Below are 18,007 nucleotides of genomic sequence, written 5' to 3'. Positions count from 1 at the left end.
AACCGCTTGAAACAACCCGAGAGGTCTCTTTTTTTTAAATCGAAACAAAAAAAAGACGCTGCCTCTGGTCACATTTCAGATCGTATTTCAGGTCGCGCAAACGATGCGCGATTTTTTGAAACCAGCATTGCAGGACAGTGAATGCTTGAACAGGTGAACGTGATTTTTCCTTTTTTTGTTCAGCATGCAATGTGTGGAAATAAACTACGCGCACCGGATGTGGAAGTGTTGTTGCGGCTCTTGCTGCTGGCACCGGTACTGGAAGAACTGGTTGTGCGTGCCGGTCTGCAGCAATACCTGACAGGGCGGTTGCGGCAATCCGGCATCAACGCAAGCTGGTTGCCGGTGTTGATTTCGGCGACGGTATTCAGCGCGCTGCACGTGGCAGCGGGCTGGGCGATGGTGGTAGCGATTTTTTTGCCAGGACTGTTGCTGGCGATGCTGTACCAGTGGACGCGTGATTGGCGACTGTGTGCGCTAATGCATGCTGTCTTCAATGGGATGGCTCTTGGTGTTTGCATGCAGTGACCTATTTTAATCATTGAAGGGAAACTATGATGAAGTTGAATTTTCGTTTTACTCGCTTAGTGCGACAGGCTGGTGTGCTGGGTGCTGCCTTAAGTGCAGGCATCGTGTTTGAACTGGCAACCGGCATGTCGGCCGCCTATGCTGCGGATGCCTTGAATGGCAAGAGCCTGTACCTGAATGGCCCGGTTTCTGGTGGTACCAGTTGTACCGCCTGCCACGGTGCCAGCCCCGCCAATAACGTCAACGGCATTTTGCGCGGCGCGAATAATCCGACGGAAATCAGCAATGCCTGGGCCCAGAACAAAGGCGGCATGGGTACTTTGTATAACAATAAATTCAGCCAGGCAGAAATCGCAGATCTGGCCGCATTTATTGGTAACCCTGGCGTAGTTGCCGGCCCGATCGCAACAGTTTCCCCAGCCAGCCTGGTCTTCAATGGCACCACCATAGGCCAGACCAGCACTGCACTCAGCACCACGGTCAGCAATACCGGTTCCGCTGCATTGAACCTCACGGCCATTGCGTTGACTGGTGGTACCAGCGGCGACTTCAGTCTGGCTGGCGGCAGTTGCGCAGCGGGCGCTGCACTGGCGCCTAGCGCGACCTGTACTGTGCTGGCCACCTTCAAGCCGACTGCACAAGGCACGCGCACCACCAGCATCAGCATCAGTCACAACGCGACGGGTGGCTCCAGCCTGGTCAGTCTCAGCGGTACCGGCAATGCTGCCGCCCAGGCAGGTGTGGCAGTGTCAGCCACCAGCCTGAACTTTGGTTCAGTACTGGTCAATGCCGCATCGGCAGCGCAGACCATCACCATCAGCAACAGCGGTCAGGCAGCCTTGAATTTCAGTTCCATCGGCCTGACTGGTGCGAATGCAAGCATCTTTGCCCTGGGCGGTAGCTGCAGCACACAGACAGCCGTTGCTGCCGGTGGCCAATGTACAGTGACTGTGCAGGCTACCCCTGCCGCAGCAGGCGCTTTTGCTGCCGCACTGAATATCGCCTCGAATGCCTCGAACGGTAGTGTCGTCATCAGCCTGACTGGTAGCGGCGCTGCTGCCACACCTGCCATCACCGCCACGCCTAGCGTGCTTGCCTTTGGTGCGCAGACCGTGGGCGGCAACCCGGTGACGCAGCAGATCAGTTTGTCAAACACCGGTAATGTGGTGCTGACACTGTCATCTGTTAAAGTCAGCGGTTCTTCTGCGATAGTGATCGGTGCCGGCAATACCTGCGGCAGCAGCCTTGCAGTGGGTGCCAGCTGTAATGTCCCTGTGGTATTCACCCCGGCGACGGAAGGTGACGCCAGTGCCAGCCTGGCAGTGACTTCGAATGCCGCTGCATTGCAGGTGGCCGTTACTGGCACGGCAACCAGCAAGGCAGTCGCCAAGCCAGTGCTGTCCGATACCAGCACCGTGCAGTTCACGGATACCCAGGTAGGTGTCAGTTCTGCCAAGCATACGACTACGCTCAGCAATACTGGTACGGCTGCATTGAAGATCACCAGCCTGGTATTGAATGGCAGCCAGCTCAATGACTTTGCTCTGGCAGGTACTTGCGCCGTCAATGGCACAGTCAGCCCAGCGGCCAGCTGCACCATAGATACAACGTTCAAGCCAAGCAGTGCCGGTAGCAAGATTGCAGATGTGCTGGTAGTGACCGATGGCGGTACACAACTGAGTGTGCATCTGGCTGGTACCGGCATTGCCATCCCGGTCAAGACGGTGACGCTGAACATTAATCCGCAATCTTTTGATTTCGGTTCCGCCACCATAGGCAGTGCCAATTTGATCAAACGCTTCACACTCAGCAACCCAAGCACCAGCGCCATTGCCCTGACCAATGCTGCCTTTACCGGGCCGTATGCCGCAGTGGTGGATAGCGCATCCTGCCCACGCTTCCCGTTCAGCCTGCAGGCGAATACCTCATGTGACCTGGTGGTGAGTTATGCACCGGCAAACGCAGGTACCAACAATGGCAGTGTCGTCATCAGTTCATCTGACACTACCGCGACCTGGAGCATTTCCCTGGCAGGCACTGCGGTGGCCACCACAGTGCCTGTTGTGACTGGCAATGCACCCAGAAGTGAAGGCGGTGGCGGTTGCTCGGTTGCCCGTGATGGCAATGACCCGATGTTGCCCATCCTGGTGATGCTGGCAGCAGCGGTCATCCTCTGGCGCAGACGTCAGGCCCGTCAAGACGCAACGCAAAGGTAATAGTGGAAGCCGGACTGCGGTCCGGCTTTTCTGAATTAAAAGAAAACAGGTAGAACGATGAAATTCACATTACGCATAAATAAAAAACGGCTAAGCCAGATATTGTCTGGCCTGGCAGCCACACTGGTAGTCAGCTCGGCAATGGCACTCGACAAAGGTAGTGCCGCACCCGCATTTGAGCTGAGTGGTGCTGAAGGAAATGTCAGCCTGGCGAAGTATCAGGGCAAGCTGGTGTACCTGGATTTCTGGGCTTCATGGTGTGGCCCTTGCCGCCAGTCTTTTCCCTGGATGAATGAATTGCAAGCGAAATACGGTGCCCAGGGTTTGCAAATTATCGGCGTCAACCTGGATCAGAAAAATGACGATGCACGCCAGTTTCTGGCAACTACGCCAGCCCGCTTTGTGGTGGCATTTGACCCCGCCGGAGCCACGCCGCGCAGCTATGGCGTCAAAGGCATGCCCAGCAGTGTGCTGATTGGTCCGGATGGAAAAGTCCTGTTTGAACATGCGGGCTTCAAGGAAGCCGACAAGAGCGTACTGGAAGCAAAAATCAAATCTTCGCTGGGAGCCATCAAATGAATACACGCGTGAACCGCATGTTTAAAAAAACTGCCTGCCTGTTACTGGTTGGCGGCAGTGTACTTGCCACCTCCGGATGCAGCCTGATCATGGTCGTGCAGCCTTGGGAAAAAGGCAATCTGGCAAAGCCGGCAATGACATTTGAAGGCGACAAGCTTGAATCCCGTTACAGCGAACACATCTACACCAGCCGTGAAGCGGCATCCGGTGGTGCCGGTGTGGGCGGTGGTGGTTGTGGTTGCAACTAAGAGAGAACTCCGACATGAATAAAATAACCGCTCCTCTTTCTGTTTCGACTTTATCTGAAACATCGTCAGCTTCAGTCAACCCAGTTTCAGTTAACCCGGCTGCTGTGGAATCGCAAGCCATAGGTGCTGCCTTGCTGACTGCGGCCCTGTTGTTGCCCGGCCTGGGCGTAGCCCGTGCCGAAACGCCACCAGAACATGCCAGCCTCAGTCTCAAGTACCTGAACTATGAAGAAAAACAGGATGGCCTGAAACGCATTACTGCCAATTCTCCTTCACTGTCCCTGATTACCCCTCTGGGTTCAGAATGGTCGCTGGATGCCACCCTGACGTCGGATGATGTATCCGGCGCATCGCCGCGTTACCACACGGCGATTTCAGGTGCTTCACGTATGAATGACCAGCGTACTGCCGGTGATGTAGCGTTCACTCGTTACTTCCCGCGTGCCAGCCTGACAGTGGGCACTGCCTATTCAACTGAACATGATTACGAGTCACGCGCCTTGTCGCTGACCGGCACGTATTCCAGTGAAGACAAGAACACCACCTGGACCGCTGGCCTGGGTGGTAGCCATGACCGCATCAATCCTACCAACCTGATCGTCAAAAACGAAACCAAAAAAACCCTCAGCCTCATGGCAGGTGTGACGCAGGTGATCACTGCGCAAGATATCGCACAATTGACGTTCAGTCATAGCCGTGGCGAAGGTTATTTTTCCGACCCTTACAAGGCGCTGGATAACCGCCCCAGAGAACGTAACCAGACTACCTTGCTGGCGCGCTGGAATCATCACTTCCTGGAGACAGGTGGCACCGGTCGTTTCAGTTACCGCTATTACAGCGACAGCTATGACGTGAAGGCACATACCCTGACGGCGGAATATGGACAGCCCTTGTCGCAAGGCTGGACGGTCACACCTTCGCTGCGCATGTATTCACAAAGTGCGGCCAGTTTCTATTTTGATCCGGTCTATGACGCCAAACTGGGCGCACCATTTCCGCCTGGTTTTGTGTTTTCTTCCAACCAGCTAAATTCTGCCGACCAGCGCCTGTCAGGCTTTGGTGCGCTGACTTTTGGCATCAAAGTGGCGAAGCAGTTGACGCGTGACTGGACGGTAGACGTGAAACTGGAAAACTATGAACAGCGCGGCAACTGGCGCCTGTTCCACAAGGGTAGCCCGGGACTGGCTGCGTTGGAAGCGCAAAGCATACAACTGGGCATTAGCAAGCAGTGGTAGGTGCCTGATGGCAATCGATGATTGCCGTTTCCTTGCGCCATGCGTGGTGCGGGACGGTCTACGCCCTGACTATCCTGCACCCGCAAACTTGCCCATGGGTTTATCGTCCCAAAAAATTCGGGAGTTTGAATGAAACATAATTTTTTCTATAAATGGTTTTCTGCATTGTTGCTCTTGCTGATGTGTGGTTTGTCACAGCAGGCAGCGGCAGCAGATGATTTCCTGGACCCGGAACGGGCTTTCCAGTTACAAGCCGAGCTGCGTGATGCAAAAACCCTAGTGCTGTCCTGGACGATAGCCAAGGATTACCATCTCTACCGTGAGCGTCTGAGTTTCAATGCAGTTGAAGCGGGTGTCACCCTGGGTGAACCCAAGTTGCCGGATGGTATACGCAAATTTGATACCACTTTCAACAAGGAAGTGGAAACCTATGCCGGCCGCCTGCTGGTGGAATTACCCATCACCAAAGCGGCACAGGTGTTTACGCTGAAGGTAGGTTATCAGGGTTGTGCCGATGCCGGCCTGTGCTATCCGCCGGCAGAACAACACTATCGGGTTGATACCTCGGTTCCCGGTAAATTATTGCTCCAGCCTGTAGAGCAGGCCGCACCTGTGGTAGCAGCTACGCCAGCAGCTATGCCAGCAGCGTCGTCAACATCAGTTGCGCCAATTGCAGCCGCTGCCCCAGCCCCAGCCCCAGCCGCCAGCGAATCTGGCCACAAGGAAGACGATAGCTCACTGGCTCAGCGCACCTTGCAAAGTGGCAGCCTGTGGCGCATAGGCATGGCATTCCTGGTATTTGGTTTGCTGCTGTCATTTACTCCTTGTGTACTGCCCATGGTGCCGATTTTGTCATCGATTATTGTGGGTGAAGGCAATGTCTCGCGTGGCCGTGGTTTTGTGCTGGCGCTGGCGTATTGCCTGGGCATGGCGCTGGTGTATACCTTGCTGGGCGTGGCTGCCGGCCTGGCTGGTGAAGGCCTGGCAGGGGCTTTGCAAAAGCCCTGGGTATTGCTGACCTTTGGTGCCTTACTACTTGGTCTGGCGCTGTCCATGTTTGATGTCTATCAATTGCAATTGCCTGGTGGCCTGCAAAGCCGTTTGAGCCAGGCCAGTGGTAATTTCAGCGGCGGCAAGTTCCTTGGCGTGTTTGTGATGGGCGCATTGTCGGCATTGATTGTTGGCCCTTGCGTGGCCGGGCCGCTGGCCGGGGCCTTGCTGTACATCAGCCAGACCCGTAATGTATTGATCGGTGCCTGGGCGCTGTTTTCCATGGCGGTTGGCATGAGCGTGCCATTGCTGTTGACAGGTATCTCTGCCGGCAGCCTGTTGCCACGTGCCGGTGCCTGGATGAACCAGGTCAAGAAACTGTTCGGTCTGTTGTTGATTGCCGTTGCTATCTGGATGGTCAGCCCGGTTTTCCCGGTGAAGATCATGATGGCGGTGTGGGGTGGCTTTGCCATTCTGTGCGCAGTTTTTTTGCATGTGTTTGACGCATTGCCTGCGGGCGCAGCATTGCGTGCGTATGTCGCAAAGGCATTGGGCATTACTTTCCTGTTCCTGGGTTTGTTTGAACTGATCGGTGCCGCCAGCGATGGCAAGGATGTATTGCAACCTTTGGCCCATTTGCGCGGAGTAGCGAATGCTGCGCAGATGGCGGATGCGGGTTCATCGGGAAATCATGCGGAAAATAAATTTACCCGCATCAAAAGCATTGCAGAACTGGACGCCGCTTTGGCTGCAACCAAGACACCTGTGATACTGGATTTTTATGCCGACTGGTGTGTGTCCTGCAAAGAGATGGAACGTTTCACCTTCTCTGAACCCAAGGTCAGCGAACAACTGAAACAGGTACGCCTGCTGCAAGTGGATGTGACTGCCAACAGCGATATGGAAAAAGCGCTGATGAAACGTTTTTCCTTGTTTGGCCCGCCAGGCATCATCCTGTTTGACCGCAGCGGCAAGGAAGTGCCTGACAGTCGCATCATCGGCTACCTGGAACCTGAACGCTTCGTGCAACATTTGTCGCGCCATTTTGCGCTGTAAAATTATCTCATTCCAGATTGCGTAGCATGACCACTACATCTATACCAAAGCACGCTCATGTATTAATTCTTGGCTCTGGCCCCGCAGGCTATTCTGCTGCCGTGTATGCAGCCCGTGCCAACCTGAAACCGGTGCTGATCACCGGTGTCGAGCAAGGCGGCCAACTGATGACGACCACGGACGTGGAAAACTGGCCTGCCGATCCCATGGGCGTGCAAGGCCCGGAACTGATGCAGCGTTTTCTGCAACATGCAGAACGCTTCAATACCGAAATCATTTTTGATTACATCCACACTGCCAAGCTGGATGAAAAACCGATACGCCTGATTGGTGACCAGGCCCAATACACCTGTGATTCACTGATTATCGCCACCGGCGCATCTGCCTGTGCTACCTGTGATGGTTTTTTCTATCGCGGTAAAGAAGTGGCCGTCGTTGGTGGTGGCAATACGGCGGTGGAAGAAGCCCTGTACCTGTCGAACATCGCCAGCAAGGTGACGGTGATTCATCGTCGTGACAAGTTCCGTGCTGAAGCCATCCTGATCGACCGTCTGATGGCTAAAGTGGCCGAAGGCAAGATTGAAGTCAAATGGAACCACACACTGGATGAAGTGGTAGGTGATGAATCTGGTGTGACCGGTATCAAGGTCAAGGCAGCCGATGGCACGGTGACACCCATCACCGTGCATGGCGTTTTCATCGCGATTGGTCACAAGCCCAACACCAGCATTTTTGAAGGCCAGCTGGAAATGCATAACGGCTACATCAAGACACGCACCGGTACCGAAGGCATGGCAACCGCCACCAATGTGCCTGGTGTGTTTGCTGCCGGTGATGTGCAGGATCATGTATATCGCCAGGCGATCACCAGCGCCGGCACAGGTTGCATGGCAGCGCTGGATGCGCAACGCTTTTTGGAATCTTAGAACCTGTTCACGATCTGTAGCGAGCGGGCGTCAGCGGGAGTAAGGGTAACAAAAACGCAGCGCAAAAAGCGGAATGTACTCTAAAGTACATGAGCATTTTGAGCAGCGCATGAGCCCCGCGTGGTCTCTGATTGCGCACGCGCAGTAAGATCGTGAACAGGTTCTTAACCGATGACCTTGCGGGCGAAGGATTCCAGATAATCCATCAGGCCGTCAGCCGCCTTGGCTGACTGTTCCTCATTGCCTTTTGCAATCGCTTTGGCGACCAGCATATGGCAGCGCGCGCCTTCTTCGATATCGCCTTCGTGCTGGAAGGCATACCAGAAGCGGCGGCACTTGATGATCAACGGGACCACCGCAGACACTGCAGACGGGTTGCGGCAGGCTTCATGCACCACATGGTCCAGTGCTTGGTCAGCGGCCATGTAGTCATTCAAGTCATTGCGCTTGGCGGCAACCAGCATTTTGTCGGCGCATTCTATGATGTCTTTGCGATGTTGCGGCGTGGCGCGACGGGCGGCGCTGGCGGCGATCAGGCGTTCGATGACGCGGCGGGTTTCTATCAGCGTCATATGCTCGGCCGCCTCAATATCACTGATGATCAAGCCACGGCGCGGCATTTGCAAAATCAGGCCATTCGATGACATGCGCATCAGGGCTTCGCGCAATGGCGTGCGCCCCAGGCCGGTTCTTTCCACCAGTTCGGATTCCACCACCGGTGACCCCGGTTTCAGTTGCAGCGTGACGATCATACTTTCGATGGCGTCATAAGCCACGTCGGCTGCGCGCAGCTTGGGAGTGAAAGTCAGAATTTTTTCAGAAGTAGCAAGCATCAGATATCCATGTTCTGTATTTTGTATGGATTTTACCTATTTGAATACGAATTTTACCTTGTAAAAAAGGGTTGTTATCAAATTCTGCGTGTTTTCCTGTGTGAATTAACGATTTTTATCATATTGGAATATATCCATTTGCACGAATTTGCCATGCGTTGTGGAGATTTTCCCATAAATTATGTAGAAATCAGCATAATTATGCCTGGTGAGCCTGGCTGTAAGCTATGCTTCATTTTTTAAATATAATATTAATATATTTATGATTGAGGTGTTTCAAGTAGGTGTCAAATACCTTGGCAGCACTGCCAGGCTTTATAGTGGACGTCTTTTCTATTTTGGATTACACAAAACACATCATGGTGCCGGCCTTGCTGGTTAGTGTTGCTGGCAGTGCCAGCCAGGTGATTTTGGGTACATCCTGCTTTACTTGTGGAGTGATCAATTGACACTGCATGCATCTGCTTTTCCTGCACAGGAAAAACGCCAGCAATTGGCCAGCCAGTTGGCGAATGTATTTTTTTCTGAAGCCTTGTTCGATGTGCTGTCCGACATCGTGTTTTTTGTCAAAGACCTGGAAGGGCGCTATCTGGTGGTGAACCATACTCTGGTGCGGCGTTGCGGTATGCGTGACAAGCAAGCCTTGTTAGGCAAACGGGCAGAGCAACTGTTTCCCGCTTCACTGGCCGCCAGCTATGCAGCGCAAGATGCGCTGGTATTGGGCGGCAAAAAAGAAATTCATGACCAGTTGGAACTGCATTTGTATCCAAACCGTTCACCCGGCTGGTGCCTGACCCAAAAAATCCCGCTACGCGATGCACGTCACCAGATCGTTGGCATGACCGGCATTTCACGCGACCTGGCCATGCCGGATCAGCGCCACCCTGTTTATGCCAAAATTGCCGCCGCAGTCAAACATTTACATCAAAATTATACGCAGACGGTTGCCATGGCAGACCTGGTGCAGTTGACCGATTTGTCAGTGGCCCAGCTGGAACGTAATTTCCACAAGATATTTTCACTGACGCCACGCCAGATGATGGTCAAGATACGCCTGGATGCGGCATCCAGCATGTTGGCAGAATCAACGCTGAGCATCACCGATGTCGCCGTTGCTTGCGGCTATCAGGATCACAGCGCGTTTTCGCGTATCTTCAAGGCGACGGTAGGGATGACTCCCAGTGATTACCGGGATGTGGTGCATAGGGACTGATCAATTCAGCAGGTAGCATTGATTTAGCGTATGCCCCACACAAAAGGATCGCGTTCATCCAGCAGCAGGCTGGCTTCGGCATTGACAAAGGCACTGCCGCGCAGACTGGGTAACAGCTTGCCGTCAGACGCAATACGGTAAGACGCTTCAAACACGCTGCCGATGATGCTTTCCTGACGCCAGACCTGGCCCTCTGCCAGTTTGCCGTCCGCCGCCAGACAGGCCAGTTTGGCACTGGTGCCTGTGCCGCAAGGTGAACGGTCATAGGCCTTGCCGGGGCAAAGTACAAAGTTGCGGCTGTGATTTTCTGCAGAGGCAGGTGCGCCGAACAATTCTATGTGATCTATCAGCGCGCCACCGTCGCCGGTGATGTGATTGGCTTCCAGCGCCGTCCTGACACGCCAGCTAAAGTCGGTCAGCACATCGACATTGTCCAGCCGCAGGTCTTGTCCATGCTGATTGATGAGGAAAAACCAGTTACCGCCCCAGGCGATATCACCTGTGACCAGGCCATGGCCGGCCACATCCACCTGTACGGCTTGACGATAGCGATAGGCCGCTACATTGTGTACTGTCACGCTGTGGTCTGCATGCAGTTCTGCCTCGACAATGCCCACCGGTGTTTCTATGCGGTGCTTGCCTGTGTCTATCCTGCCCTGATGTGCCAGTGTGACAATGAAACCTATCATGCCGTGACCGCACATGCCAAGGTAAGCGACGTTATTGAAGAAGATGACCGCCGCAGTGCAGGAAGGGTCTTGCGGCGTGCAGGCCAGTGCGCCGACGATGACATCCGAACCGCGTGGTTCACACACAGTCGCCCGGCGATAATGATCAAACTGCTCGCGAAAGACCTGTAGACGTTCGGCCATGCTGCCTAGCCCCAGATCCGGTCCACCATCGACGATGATGCGGGTAGGTTCGCCGCCGGTATGAGAATCTATGACTATTATTTTCTTCATGTCGTTTTGCTGGGATAGTGGCGTAATAGTACCGAAATAGAGGATAAGCAGCCTTCAGCATAGTGTATGCAGGTCGCCATTGTCTTGACATGAAATCAAACCGGCTGTGACGAAATCAGCACAATACAAACACTGCAAACACTGGCGAATTAATCCGGCTTACCTGTATTCACCAGGTTTTTATAACGACCCACCTGCTCAGCCAGCATGCCATCGGCACCCGGTGCCATTTTGTCAAAGCCACCTGACATGTAACCGCCGACGCTATACGTCAGCACCAGCTTGCTGACGGCTTTGCTGGCATCTGCTGGCGCTTCTGTTGCGGCTCCTGCGATCGCTTTTGCGGGTTTAATGGCACTGAAATCCCAGGTCATGCTGCCCGCCAGGCCGGACCCTTGCATCGGGCCCAAAGCACCTGTCATGCGCAGGGTTTTGCCGGGGGCGACAAACACCACGCTCAAATGCTGCACACCGCCACCATTTGGCAGTTTTTCGCAAAAGCAGCCACCGGGACGCGCATCGATGCTCAGGTTTTTCGCATTCTGTGAATAAGTGTGAGATGGGTTCCACCACAGGCTTACCTGGTTTACCATCAGCTCATAGGCTTGTTCAGCGGGAACATTCAACTGTACTTCATGTCGTATCAGAAAGCCGTTGGGACTGACATTGACCACTTCTGCCTGGATAGGGGCTGTGACAAAAAATAATGCACAAAAAGCAAATATGACGGATTTGAAGTTCATAGCGGTTTCCTTTTGCGTATTTTGAATTTCTTGTTGAGTTTATTCTTGCGCTACTTCTGGCGCTTTTTCTTGATCACGGTGTTTTCGAACCAGTTCTGTAAGCATTGACGAAACGATAGCAACTTCAGCCATCCTAGTGGACTGTAACAATTGAAAACAGAGTGCCTTCCGCTTGCGCGACGACCATGGCTGCGTTGCAAATGCTCGCGATAGTTCACTATCGCTGTGCATAAGTGTTAACCTTGCCTTGCCCTGATCGCCGGGCAAGCGTCTTTCACTTCTGTTTCAAAGTTACAGTCCACTAGTGTGTAAAGAAGCCGTGTTTACCAGATGTGCATGCTAGCGTTGGTCAAAGAATATATCATCCTCAGCCCGGCTGACAGATGGTAAAGTAGGGGTCGTAAATTTGCCGTGCGATAATCCCGGCAGACTGAAGGAATTTTTATACTTGTTGCATGAATCTGTTTCCAAACAAAAATGAGCACACGATGCCTGAGGAGATCAAAAAACGCCTGACCGGCGGTTTGATCATCTCGCTATTGATACATGCATTTGTGCTCTCACTCCAATTTGGTTTGCCTGGCCTTGGCTTGCCCGAGCTGGAAGCCCCATGGAACAAGCGCAGGGCAGAAACGCCTGCCATCAGCATACAAATTGCCAATCCGGTAGCACCATCGGCCCCGGCCCCGGCTGACAAGCCGCCAGCCAGTCCGGTCAATCCTGTCAGTTCGCCTGCTGCTCCGGCATCGGTCGCACCGCCTTTACCTACGGTTCCATCAGTGACTCCACCGGTACCTGTGCCGCCAGTGACAGCGACCGAGCGCAATGAAAGCAAGCAGGCAGTCGCCGGCATACAACTGGTGGCACCGCAAAAAGCTGCACCAGTGCCAGCCCTTGTGCCGGCCAAAGCGGCTAACAAGCAGCGTGCCAGCAAGAAAAACACCACAGATGCAGCACCACCCATTGCAAAAACCCGCAAGGTACAGGCACCAGATGTACCGCGCCTGATCACCCAGGATGCCTTTCATGACGACAGCTTTGTCGTGGCCGTGCCCAATCCGGATGAAATCCCCAAAAAAGCGGAAGCTGAAACCGAACCCAAAAAACAGTTCGATGACATGACGCAGGAAGGCATAGACCAGGAGCAGGAACAGGAAAAAATTGCGCGGGCAGCCGAGCAAGAAAAGAAACGCAAACTGCGTGAAGAAAAAATGCGCAAGCAAGTTGAAGAACTGGCCCAGCAAAATGCAGCCGATGCGACCAGGCAGAACCAGCAACTGGCCAAACAACTGGATGAAGACAATCGCAAGCAGGCCGATGAAGCAACGCGTCAACAGGCTGCTGCACTGGCTTTGCAAAAACAGCTGGAAGCAGAAGAACAGAACCGCCGTGCGCAACAAGACGCTGCCCGTGCTGAAGAAGTAAAACTGGCAGAACAAAAACGCCAGGTCGAACAAAAGCAACAGGAAGAGCAGCGCCAGCAAATACAACTGGCCCAGGCCACGCAGGCAGATCAAGCAGCTAAGGCAGCCCAGCAGTTGCAAGCGCAAAAAGAACAACAACTGCGAGAACAGCAGCAGCGCGAACAGCAAGCCCGTGAACAACAACTGGCAATGGAAGCGCGCAAGCAGGAAGAACAGCGCCAGCAAGCAGCAGTGGCCAGACAAAAACAGGCGGATGAACAGCTAGCCAAAACCAAGGCCGAAGAACAACTGGCAAAACAGAGAACAGAAGAACTGGCCGCCCGTCAAAAAACCGAAGAACAGGCCCGCCAGCGTGCCGAACAGGTCGCCGCCGAACAGCGCGAGCGTGAACTGGCGCAAGCCGCCGCTGCCAAGCTGGCCGCTGCTAACGCTGCCGCAGCAGCAACTGCAGCCGCCAATGCCGCCGCCAATGCAGCCAACGCCGCAGCCGCGAATGCTGCCGCTACTGCCGCCGCCAATGCTGCCGCAGCCAACCAGAACCAGGGACAAAGCACAGGCCCCAACGCCAATGCCAGTGGCAGCAATCCTGGCGGCAGCACATCGAACGGTGACAAGGCTGGTGCCTTTGTCTTGCCGAAGAGCCTGCTTGGTAGTGACCTGGCCAACCGCGCCCGCGAACAGGCACGCGGCCTGGATCTGTTACGTGGATCACCACCCGCAGCCAGCAGCAATAGCGAAGACAAACCACGCCGCCGCAGCGTCTTTGGCAGCATGGACAAAGACGTGCCGGTGCAGCTGTACATCGATAGCTGGAAACAGAAAATCGAGCGCAATGGCAATTTAAACTATTCACAAGTATCCAAAGACCGTGCCCGTGGCGACCCGGTGGTAACGGTTTCCATACGCAGCGACGGCAGCATTGAAGACATCACCATCAACCGCTCCAGCGGACGTGCTGATATCGACGAGGCCGCCCGCAGAATCATCCGCCTGAACGCCAAATACGCCGCCTTCCCGCCCAATATCGCGGCCCGCTACGACGTCATAGAAATTCGTCGTATCTGGAATTTTGATGAGAAGTTGAGGATTATTGAAGAGTTGCGTTAGGCGCAGATAACAGCACATTTATCATCTATAAAGCGCTGACGTACTTGTCGGTATGCATGTCGAAATACCGGCACGCAGTGCCGTGCCATGTGTTTTCGTAGGTATTGGCAAGAAAATACGTTATGATGTAATTTTGGAAATGCTTCTGGTGTGAAGGTGGCAATGATGAAAAACATCTTTCGTGTTCTACTTATTCTTGTCTGTTTCGTACTTGTGGTCGGTTTTGGTGCCTGTGGCTTAATTGGCGTCACGGTGGGCTTGATTTCTATTAATTTGATGGCACTTGGCTTGGGTGTCGTCGGCTTGGCCATCTGCATTCTTTTATACAAATTGGCCGAGAAAATTTCTTCTTCAATGAAAAAAGACTAGGAATCAAATTAAGGTTTGGCATTTTTCTTTTCTCTGCTCACTCATTAATTCCTATGCAGATAAGCCTGCTAAGGTTTCCAGACATCTCGTCTGATTGATACGCACAATGAAGTTTTACGTATTTTCTGCGGACACCGCCCATGCAATCCATTTTGTTTTTGAATGGCTTGCCATCGCCATCGGTGTACAAGTTTATCGCCAGCAAAGGGTGGGGCAGCGGCAATCGGGTATGCTCTCTCCCGGACATTATGGAGTCATTATTGGCTGTATATCAGGTGCGGCAATTGGCAACAAGGCCGCATTCTGGATGGAATATCCGCAGCTTCTGAACGATGTTTCTTCCAACCTCAATAGCCTGGTTTCAGGGCAGTCTATCGTCGGTGGTTTGCTAGGTGGCTTGTTGGGCGTCGAAATTGCAAAAGCCATCCTCAGTCAAACGCAGTCGACAGGCGATAATTTTGTATTACCTTTGATGATTGGTACAGTCATTGGCCGTGTCGGTTGTTTGCTTGCAGGCCTGAATGATGGTACTTACGGAAATGCGACTTCGCTACCATGGGGTATAGATTTTGGTGACGGCATTGAACGACATCCAACTCAAATTTATGACATGCTTTTTGTCTTGGTATGGGGGGCTTATTTATTGCGATGTCGTCCGATTCTGCAAGCGCAGGCTGGACTTATGTTCAAGTTGTATTTAGCTGGTTATCTGATGTGGCGCTTGTTCGCCGACAGCATAAAGCCTGCGCCCTACTATTACTTTGCCTACCTTAGCGGCATACAACTATTGTGTGCCTTGGCACTGGTTATTTACCTGCCTTTGCTTGTGCGTCAGTTATCCAAGTTGAAGTTGATAAAAACAGCAGAGTAAGCATTGGACCAAATTTTTCGAATACAAACGCAGATATTGACAAGTATGGTCCAGTGTGAAGATTAAAAATCAACCAGGTACTGAATAATAAAGGAAGAAAACAAGATGTCCCGGAAAAGTCGACCTTACCTTTTTTATGACACGACAAGCTCTGTTTGTTCTACCTGTTTGCATCCGGTAGAAGCAAAAATTATCTTCAAGGACGCTAAGGTCTTTATGGATAAATGGTGTAGCGCACATGGAACTGAACGTGTCCTTGTCAGTGATGACGTTGAATACTACAGATTGTGTCGCGAAGTATTTGTGAAGCATCCCGAGATGCCAAAAATATTTAATACAAGCATGGAATATGGCTGCCCATACGATTGTGGCTTATGCCCCGATCACATGCAGCATTCTTGCCTGTCCGTAGTCGAAATCACAGACAATTGCAATTTGAATTGCCCTGTCTGTTATGCCGAGAGTGGTACACATCGCGAACAGCACAAAACGCTTGCTGAAATTGTTCTTATGCTGGATGCGGTCGTCGCCAACGAAGGCGAAGCAGACGTCATGCAATTGTCAGGTGGTGAGCCAACTTTGCATCCACAATTTTGGGAAATTCTTGACGAGGTAAAGAAGCGCCCGATCAAGCATGTAATGATCAACACCAATGGCATAGTTTTGGCACAAGATACGGCTTTTGTCGAAAGGCTTGCTACATATGCACCGGGTATTGAAGTGTACTTACAGTTTGATTCCTTTCGCGCAGAAGTGCATAAGGCACTTCGGGGTGCCGACTTGCGTCGCATACGGCAGCAGGCGTTAGAGAATTTAAATGCCTTAAACCTGTCGACCACCCTGGTCGTGACCTTAAAAAAAGGTTTAAATGATGACGAGATAGGTGACATCATCAACTTCGCCCTTACGCAGAAATGTGTACGCGGTGTCACCTTGCAACCGATACAGGATGCAGGACGTGTTGAGAACTATGATGCACGTCTGCATCGATTAACAGTATCGGAAATCCGTAGAAAAATATCAGAGCAATGCAGTGTATTTAGTCTGAAAGATATTGTGCCGGTACCCTGCAACCCGGACACTCTGGCAATGGCATATGCACTGAAAACTGAAGAGAAGACGGTCCCGTTGACGCGCTATCTTGATCCGCAGTCATTGGTTGAAGGGAGCGGAAATACTATCGTCTTTGAGCGGGATGAAAATTTAAAGAATGGAATGAAGGATCAGATATTTAAACTTTTCTCCACAAATCATTCTCCTGAGTCGCAGGCAAATTGCCTGTCTGAGTTGATGTGTTGCCTGCCATTGATTTCTGCGCCACAAAACCTCAGATATGACAACGTGTTCCGCGTATTGATAGTTCAATTCATGGATGCTTATTCACTTGATGTCCGCGCACTGAAAAAGTCATGCATACATTTTGCTCTACCCGATGGAAGGATGATTCCATTTGAGAGTTATAACTTACTATACAGAGAACCGAGCCACCTGCAAGAAATACGCAGCAGCATTAAACGGCAAAGTCTTGACAGGTTGCCTGGAAAATTGAAATTTAAGGTTATTCCGGTCGCAGATATAAGTTGAGCACATATTGCTTGTGGCCTGACAATAATTTCCGTTTTTTTGAAAATACACGATGCAAAAATTAAAACCGTATTCTTATACTTCAATCGCATTGATCGGCATCTGTGTTGTGGTTGCCCTGTTATCCAATCTGGGTGAGTCGGAAGAATTTTTGCGAACACTGTTTATTGCCGACCCTGATCATCCTGGTTTGTCTGACGTGTTGTCGGGACAGATTTGGCGCCTGATTACTCCCATATTTATCCACTTCAACGTGATGCATATTATTTTCAATATGTTGTGGGTGTGGGATTTGGGGCGTCGGATTGACAGGGAAAAAGGCGCAAGATTTTATATAGGCTTTGTAGCTGCTACGGCAGTGGTGTCCAATATCGCGCAGTATGTTGTTTCGCAAAGCCCGTTTTTTGGTGGCATGTCTGGTGTTGTGTATGGCTTGTTTGGCTATATGTGGATACGTGGGCGATTCGATAAAAGTTTTAATTCCGGCATGCGCAAGGAAACCGTGCACATGATGCTGGCCTGGCTGGTCCTGTGCTGGACCGGGTTATTAGGCCCCATTGCAAACTGGGCGCACCTGGCGGGCCTTCTGGTGGGGGTAGTCTGGGCTTATCTTGAAACCCGGTTGATTGATACGACGAAAGTGGCGAACGCGCCAGAGAATATCAATTTATCCAAAAAACAAAATCTGGTCTATCTGTCGTCTGCAGATATCTTAAAAATTGAAGCGCAAAGATCGTGGGTGAGAGAACACTATTTGCCTGATGCCAGGCAAAAATTTGATACCGTTGCCGGTAAGCTCAACATCATCGACGCGATATTGAATCAAAAGCCACTTGCTGCGCGGCCACAGCAGGAACAAGATTCGCTGGAAATTGTCTTTGCTGACGCACTGGTGCAAGAGACTGGTCTGGGATGGGCAACCATCGACGATGGAGATAGTCGAACGTTGGTGCTGGTGACTGCCGACGCACCCCTGATGATTTTCGGGCTGGTTCCTGCCGCCAGATTATTATCAGATAATGCAAAACCTGAGGTTGCAGGAGCATTTGCTATGACGCTTGAGTCCATACGCAAGATGATACAGGAGAGGGCAACACCAGTGCCCTGACTCCCACATCGTTGA

Annotated in this window: 16 protein-coding genes; 13 read left to right on the top strand and 3 right to left on the bottom strand. The window is 52.2% G+C overall.

Going from position 1 to position 18,007, the window contains the following annotated elements; genetic code table 11:
* The first annotated feature begins 141 nt into the window (after nt 1-141).
* The 7 genes from mrtJ (at nt 142) to ACO0LM_RS20665 (ending at nt 7,778) form a co-directional block, all read left to right on the top strand.
* The gene (gene mrtJ, locus ACO0LM_RS20695; protein ID WP_423039496.1) at nt 142-528 is read left to right on the top strand and encodes a JDVT-CTERM system glutamic-type intramembrane protease MrtJ; all 387 of its coding nucleotides are present in this window, start codon (nt 142-144) and stop codon (nt 526-528) included.
* Nucleotides 529-554: 26 nt separating this feature from the next.
* A complete protein-coding gene (locus ACO0LM_RS20690) occupies nt 555-2,744 on the top strand; it encodes a choice-of-anchor D domain-containing protein (RefSeq protein WP_423039494.1) in 2,190 nt (729 codons plus the stop codon).
* A 57-nt stretch (nt 2,745-2,801) separates the two neighbouring features.
* Nucleotides 2,802-3,323 carry a TlpA family protein disulfide reductase gene (locus tag ACO0LM_RS20685; RefSeq protein ID WP_423039492.1) on the top strand — a complete coding sequence of 174 codons (522 nt, stop codon included), beginning with the start codon at nt 2,802-2,804 and terminating at the stop codon, nt 3,321-3,323.
* Nucleotides 3,320-3,571, top strand: coding sequence for a DUF4266 domain-containing protein (locus ACO0LM_RS20680; protein ID WP_423039491.1), 252 nt, complete (start codon nt 3,320-3,322; stop codon nt 3,569-3,571). The genes ACO0LM_RS20685 and ACO0LM_RS20680 overlap by 4 nt, the downstream gene beginning before the upstream one ends.
* A gap of 14 nt (nt 3,572-3,585) precedes the next feature.
* Entirely contained in the window at nt 3,586-4,806 is a 1,221-nt protein-coding gene (locus ACO0LM_RS20675; RefSeq protein ID WP_423039489.1) for a DUF3570 domain-containing protein, read from the top strand.
* Between the two features lie 129 nt (nt 4,807-4,935).
* The gene (gene dsbD / locus ACO0LM_RS20670) at nt 4,936-6,852 is read left to right on the top strand and encodes a protein-disulfide reductase DsbD (protein ID WP_423039487.1); all 1,917 of its coding nucleotides are present in this window, start codon (nt 4,936-4,938) and stop codon (nt 6,850-6,852) included.
* 26 nt (nt 6,853-6,878) lie between these two features.
* On the top strand, nt 6,879-7,778 hold the full coding sequence (locus ACO0LM_RS20665) for an NAD(P)/FAD-dependent oxidoreductase (RefSeq protein WP_423039485.1): 900 nt from the start codon (nt 6,879-6,881) through the stop codon (nt 7,776-7,778).
* 164 nt (nt 7,779-7,942) lie between these two features.
* Here the strand turns inward: ACO0LM_RS20665 and ACO0LM_RS20660 are convergent, their stop codons facing one another.
* Complete coding sequence (locus ACO0LM_RS20660) at nt 7,943-8,611, bottom strand: GntR family transcriptional regulator (protein WP_186947439.1); 669 nt, start codon at nt 8,609-8,611, stop codon at nt 7,943-7,945.
* A 445-nt stretch (nt 8,612-9,056) separates the two neighbouring features.
* Here ACO0LM_RS20660 and ACO0LM_RS20655 point away from each other — a divergent pair, with 445 nt between their 5' ends.
* Entirely contained in the window at nt 9,057-9,824 is a 768-nt protein-coding gene (locus tag ACO0LM_RS20655; protein ID WP_423039483.1) for a helix-turn-helix domain-containing protein, read from the top strand.
* A gap of 23 nt (nt 9,825-9,847) precedes the next feature.
* Here the strand turns inward: ACO0LM_RS20655 and ACO0LM_RS20650 are convergent, their stop codons facing one another.
* Together ACO0LM_RS20650 and ACO0LM_RS20645 are read right to left on the bottom strand one after the other, a co-directional pair.
* Nucleotides 9,848-10,786, bottom strand: a complete 939-nt coding sequence (locus ACO0LM_RS20650) for a 4-hydroxyproline epimerase (RefSeq protein ID WP_423039481.1) — start codon at nt 10,784-10,786, stop codon at nt 9,848-9,850.
* A 149-nt stretch (nt 10,787-10,935) separates the two neighbouring features.
* Nucleotides 10,936-11,529 carry a hypothetical protein gene (locus tag ACO0LM_RS20645; RefSeq protein ID WP_423039479.1) on the bottom strand — a complete coding sequence of 198 codons (594 nt, stop codon included), beginning with the start codon at nt 11,527-11,529 and terminating at the stop codon, nt 10,936-10,938.
* A 488-nt stretch (nt 11,530-12,017) separates the two neighbouring features.
* On the opposite strand from ACO0LM_RS20645, the gene ACO0LM_RS20640 reads away from it, so the two are divergent.
* From ACO0LM_RS20640 to ACO0LM_RS20620, 5 genes are all read left to right on the top strand, one after another.
* Nucleotides 12,018-14,060 carry a TonB family protein gene (locus tag ACO0LM_RS20640; protein WP_423039477.1) on the top strand — a complete coding sequence of 681 codons (2,043 nt, stop codon included), beginning with the start codon at nt 12,018-12,020 and terminating at the stop codon, nt 14,058-14,060.
* A gap of 162 nt (nt 14,061-14,222) precedes the next feature.
* Complete coding sequence (locus ACO0LM_RS20635; protein ID WP_423039475.1) at nt 14,223-14,429, top strand: hypothetical protein; 207 nt, start codon at nt 14,223-14,225, stop codon at nt 14,427-14,429.
* A 106-nt stretch (nt 14,430-14,535) separates the two neighbouring features.
* Nucleotides 14,536-15,300, top strand: a complete 765-nt coding sequence (locus ACO0LM_RS20630) for a prolipoprotein diacylglyceryl transferase family protein (RefSeq protein WP_423039473.1) — start codon at nt 14,536-14,538, stop codon at nt 15,298-15,300.
* A 105-nt stretch (nt 15,301-15,405) separates the two neighbouring features.
* A complete protein-coding gene (locus ACO0LM_RS20625; RefSeq protein WP_423039471.1) occupies nt 15,406-16,884 on the top strand; it encodes a radical SAM protein in 1,479 nt (492 codons plus the stop codon).
* A 52-nt stretch (nt 16,885-16,936) separates the two neighbouring features.
* Nucleotides 16,937-17,992 carry a rhomboid family intramembrane serine protease gene (locus ACO0LM_RS20620; protein ID WP_423039469.1) on the top strand — a complete coding sequence of 352 codons (1,056 nt, stop codon included), beginning with the start codon at nt 16,937-16,939 and terminating at the stop codon, nt 17,990-17,992.
* The last annotated feature ends 15 nt before the right edge of the window (nt 17,993-18,007 follow it).

The sequence above is a fragment of the Undibacterium sp. Di26W genome (genome assembly GCF_049340265.1).
GTDB lineage: Bacteria > Pseudomonadota > Gammaproteobacteria > Burkholderiales > Burkholderiaceae_D > Undibacterium.
Note: the sequence above shows the minus strand (reverse complement) of the source record. Positions and strands in the feature narration are given on the sequence as shown.